4 protein-coding genes are annotated in these 4750 nt (G+C 60.6%); all 4 read right to left on the reverse strand.

Annotated elements, in window-relative coordinates; all coding sequences use genetic code 11:
• The coding region (locus WBF74_RS13935; RefSeq protein WP_424440952.1) for an acyl-CoA dehydrogenase family protein at positions 1-926 on the reverse strand (926 nt) is incomplete at its 3' end.
• Between the two features lie 109 nt (positions 927-1035).
• Positions 1036-2535 carry an aldehyde dehydrogenase family protein gene (locus tag WBF74_RS13940; protein ID WP_424440954.1) on the reverse strand — a complete coding sequence of 500 codons (1500 nt, stop codon included), beginning with the start codon at positions 2533-2535 and terminating at the stop codon, positions 1036-1038.
• Between the two features lie 223 nt (positions 2536-2758).
• On the reverse strand, positions 2759-4405 hold the full coding sequence (gene groL / locus WBF74_RS13945) for a chaperonin GroEL (RefSeq protein ID WP_424440956.1): 1647 nt from the start codon (positions 4403-4405) through the stop codon (positions 2759-2761).
• 86 nt (positions 4406-4491) lie between these two features.
• A partial coding sequence (locus tag WBF74_RS13950; RefSeq protein WP_424440958.1) for a co-chaperone GroES occupies positions 4492-4750 on the reverse strand: 259 nt, incomplete at its 5' end.

A 4750-nucleotide genomic window follows, 5' to 3' on the forward strand; every position in this document is an offset into this window, starting at 1 on the left:
TTTCCCGGCGCACCGCCTTCCGCCACGGATGAAAGCGTGCGGAGCACGGTAAGCTCCAGCGCATCAAGCCGCGCTTCAAGCGAGGTGAGTTTCGCCACGAAGGCAGGGTCGGAAAGAAGCTCGCGCTCCTTCGCCGCCTTGCGGATATTGCCGAGCTGCTTCCGCTTGCCCGCCACATGCGCATAGGAAGTCCGCTCATGGCCGAGAAGATAGTTGGCATAGGTCCAGCCCTTGCCTTCCTCGCCAATCCGATTTTCTTTCGGCACACGGACATTATCGAAGGTCACGCTGTTGAGCGAATGTTTGCCATCAATCGTGATGATCGGATTGACGGTGATGCCCGGCGTCTTCATGTCGATCAGCAGAAAGGTAATGCCTTCCTGCTTCTTTTCTTCCTGTGAGGTGCGCAGCAGGCAGAAAATCCAGTCGGCATGTTGCGCAAGGCTTGTCCAGATTTTCGTGCCATTGACGATGTAATCATCGCCATCCGAAACGGCGGAACATTGCAGCGAGGCAAGGTCGGAGCCTGATCCCGGTTCCGAATAGCCCTGCGCCCAGAACGTCGTGCTGTCGAGAATGCCGGGGAGCCAGCGCTTCTTCTGCTCTTCCGTGCCGAATGTGTAGATGACGGGGCCGACATAGAGAAGGCCCATGGGCACGACATTCAGAGCGCCTGCGCGTTCAAGCTCTTCATCGAAAATATACTTCTCATTGGCGGTCCAGCCTGTGCCGCCTGCCGCTTTCGGCCAGTTGACCGCAAGCCAGCCCTTCGCCGCCATGGCGCGCTCGGATCGCTGATAATCTTCTTTCGAGGGCGACGCGCCGCTCGCCATTTTCTCGATGATGTCGCGCGGATACTCGTTCTCGAAAAAATCCCGCACCTTCACGCGAAACTCTTCATCCTTCTCTGAGAATGAGAAATCCATGGCCATCCTCCCCGTGTTCCATTTGCCGGGAAGTTTAGCGGTTTGAAGGATCAGCGCCAGAGCGGGACGCAGAAAGCAGACGAAGCTGCCGCAGCGTCCCGCTCGAATGTCACGCGGTCTTGATCCAGACGGCCTTCACATTGAGATATTCCTCAAGGTGCTGGATGCCGGATTCGCGGCCATAACCGCTCATCTTGTAACCGCCAAAGGGCACGGCAGGGTCCATTGCCTGATAGCAATTCACCCAGACGGACCCGGCGCGCAGCCCCTTTGCGACCCGGTGCGCCTTGCTCACATCGCGCGTCCAGACGCCGCTGCCAAGGCCGAACTGGGTCTGGTTGCCGCGCCTGATGACCTCTTCCACATCATCAAAGGGAATGGCGGAGAGAACCGGGCCAAAGATTTCTTCCTGCGCGATTCGCATGTCATCGCGCACATCGGCAAAGACGGTCGGGGCAACGAAATAGCCCTTCGCATAATCGCCATCGGTGAGCTGCATGCCGCCCGCAATCGGGCGCGCGCCTTCCTGCCGTCCGATGCTGAGGTAGTCTGTCACGCGATCAAGCTGCTCGGCGGAAACGAGCGGCCCGATCTGCGTCTCGGGATCAAGCCCGTTGCCGACGCGAAGTTTCCTGCCAAAATCCGCAACACGCTCGGTGAACTCGTCATAGATGCGCCGCTCCACAAAGAGCCGCGTGCCCGCGCTGCAAATCTGGCCGGAATTGGCAAACACGCCCATGCTTGCTCCCGGCACAGCGAGATCGAGATCGGCATCGGCGAACACGATGTCGGGTGACTTGCCGCCCAGTTCGAGCGAGATGCGCTTGAGGTTGCTGGTGGAAGCGTGAACGATCTTCTGGCCGGTGAAATGCGAGCCGGTAAAGGCGATCTTGTCCACGTCCATATGTTCGGCAAGCGCGGCACCTGCCGTCTCGCCAAAGCCGGTAACGATGTTGACGACGCCGTCCGGTATTCCCGCTTCGACAATGAGTTCGCCAAGGCGAAGCGCGGTAAGCGGTGCTTCTTCCGCAGGCTTGAGCACTATGGTGCAACCGGTGGCAAGGGCAGGGCCGATCTTCCAGACGCAGGCCGTGAGCGGCCCGTTCCACGGAATGATCGCGCCGACAACGCCGACAGGTTCCTTCAGCGTGTAGGAAAAGATTTCGCCGGGAAGCGAATTGTCGATTGTCTCGCCATGAATGTTGATCGACAGGCCCGCATAGTAGTGCAGCATGCCCATCACGCGCTGGCGATTGCCGAAGGTGCGGACAACCGGTGCGCCCATATCGATCGTGTCGAGCGTCGCCAGTTCTTCGTAATGTCGCTCCACGAGATCAGCGAGCTTGAGAATGAGGCGCTGCCGCTCATAGGGCTTCATGCGCGACCACGGACCTTCCTCGAAAGCCTTTCGCGCGGCGGCAACGGCACGGTCGATATCTTCCTTGTCGCCCTTCGCTACATGAGCGAGATGCGCGCCCGTCGCGGGATTGTGGGTTTCAAACGTCTCGCCTGACGCAGCCTCTACCCAGCGCCCGCCAATCAGCAGTTTCTTCGGCTTGCCATCAAGAAAGGGATGGTGAGGATTGGCGACCGTAGGGAGCGCTGTCATTGGTGTTGTCCTTGCTTCGGAAGGGGCCGCGCGGGCAGGAGGGCTGCCCGCTTGGGGGCTTGGAATAGACCTCGCCGGATGGTCGCGCAAGGCGCGCCGCCGGGCAAGCCCGAGAACAATGTCCCTGACAAGATGTTTGAATGGCTCTTGCGCCGGGCGCAAAGAAAAAGGGCCGATGTTTCCACCGGCCCTTTCCATTGTCTCTCGGTGAGAGCGGGACTTCTTAGAAGTCCATGCCGCCCATGCCACCCATGCCGCCCATGCCGGGCACGCCACCAGCGCCACCTTCCTTCTTCGGCGCCTCGGCGATCATCGCCTCGGTCGTGATGAGGAGGCCGGCAACGGAAGCTGCGTCCTGCAGCGCCGTGCGAACGACCTTGGTCGGGTCGATGATGCCGGCGGCAACGAGGTCCACATATTCTTCCTTCTGGGCGTCGAAGCCGAAATTGGGCTGCTTCGACTCGAGCACCTTCTGCACGACGATGGAGCCTTCCACGCCAGCATTCTCGGCGATCTGACGGATCGGTGCTTCCAGCGCCTTGCGGATGATGTTGATACCCGCCTGGATGTCGCGGTTGTCGTCGGTCAGCTTGGCAACAGCCTTGGAGGCCATCAGCAGCGCCGTGCCACCGCCCGGAACGATGCCTTCCTCAACCGCAGCGCGGGTCGCGTTGAGCGCGTCATCGACGCGGTCCTTGCGCTCCTTCACTTCGACTTCGGTCGCACCGCCGACCTTGATCACCGCAACGCCGCCAGCGAGCTTCGCGAGGCGCTCCTGCAGCTTTTCCTTGTCGTAGTCGGACGTGGTTTCTTCGATCTGGCGCTTGATCTGGTTGACGCGCGCTTCGATGTCCTTCTTCTTGCCGGAACCATCGACGATCGTGGTGTCGTCCTTCGTGATCGAGACGCGCTTCGCACGGCCGAGCATGTCGAGCGTCACCGTCTCAAGCTTGATGCCGAGGTCTTCAGAGATGACCTGGCCGCCCGTGAGAATGGCGATGTCTTCGAGCATGGCCTTGCGGCGATCACCGAAGCCCGGCGCCTTCACGGCCGCGACCTTCAGGCCACCACGGAGCTTGTTGACGACGAGCGTGGCAAGCGCCTCACCCTCGATGTCTTCCGCGATGATGAGGAGCGGACGCGAGGACTGTACCACAGCCTCGAGAACCGGCAGCATCGGCTGCAGGCTGGTCAGCTTCTTCTCATGGAGCAGGATGAGCGGCTCATCAAGCTCGGCAACCATCTTGTCGGCATTGGTGATGAAGTAGGGCGAGAGGTAGCCGCGATCGAACTGCATGCCTTCCACGACATCGAGTTCGGTTTCGAGCGACTTGGCTTCTTCAACCGTGATCACGCCCTCATTGCCGACCTTGGCCATCGCTTCGGCGATCATCGCGCCGATTTCCGATTCGCCATTCGCGGAGATCGTGCCGACCTGCGCGACTTCGTCGTTCGACTTCACCTTCTTGGAGCGCTTGGTGATGTCGTCAATGGCCGTGCGAACGGCGATGTCGATACCGCGCTTCAGATCCATCGGGTTCATGCCGGCGGCAACCGACTTTGCGCCTTCGCGCACGATCGCCTGCGTCAGAACCGTGGCAGTGGTCGTGCCGTCGCCCGCCTTGTCGTTGGTCTTGGAAGCAACTTCCTTGACCATCTGCGCGCCCATGTTTTCGAACTTGTCTTCGAGTTCGATTTCCTTCGCAACCGACACGCCGTCCTTCGTGGTGCGGGGGGCGCCAAAGGCCTTGTCGATGACCACGTTGCGGCCCTTCGGACCGAGCGTCACCTTTACCGCATCGGCAAGAATGTCGACGCCGCGAAGCATGCTCTCGCGCGCGGAACGACCGAATTTGACTTCTTTAGCCATGTCTTCTTGATCCTTCTAAATCCATGAAACGGAGCAGGGGCGAGGGCGCACAAAAAAGGGCCCGCCACCGCAATCCGGTGCGAGCCTTACTCGGCGGCTGCCTTCTTCTTGCCGGCGCCTTCGAGCACACCCATGATGTCGCTTTCTTTCATGATCAGCAGCTCTTCGCCGTCGATCTTGACTTCGGTGCCCGACCACTTGCCGAAGATCACCCGGTCACCGACCTTCACGTCGAGCGCAATGATCTTGCCGTCATCGCCACGGGCGCCCGGGCCCACCGCGACCACTTCACCCTGGGAGGGCTTCTCCTGGGCCGTGTCCGGAATGATGATGCCGCCAGCGGTC

The organism is Parvibaculum sp. (assembly GCF_049672805.1).
Lineage (GTDB): Bacteria > Pseudomonadota > Alphaproteobacteria > Parvibaculales > Parvibaculaceae > Parvibaculum.

What these genes read in the sequence shown, in the direction of transcription:
- WBF74_RS13940 (WP_424440954.1), bottom strand. Translation starts at nt 2,535, where the DNA reads ATGACAGCGCTCCCTACGGTCGCCAATCCTCACCATCCCTTTCTTGAT.
- groL (WP_424440956.1), bottom strand. Translation starts at nt 4,405, where the DNA reads ATGGCTAAAGAAGTCAAATTCGGTCGTTCCGCGCGCGAGAGCATGCTT.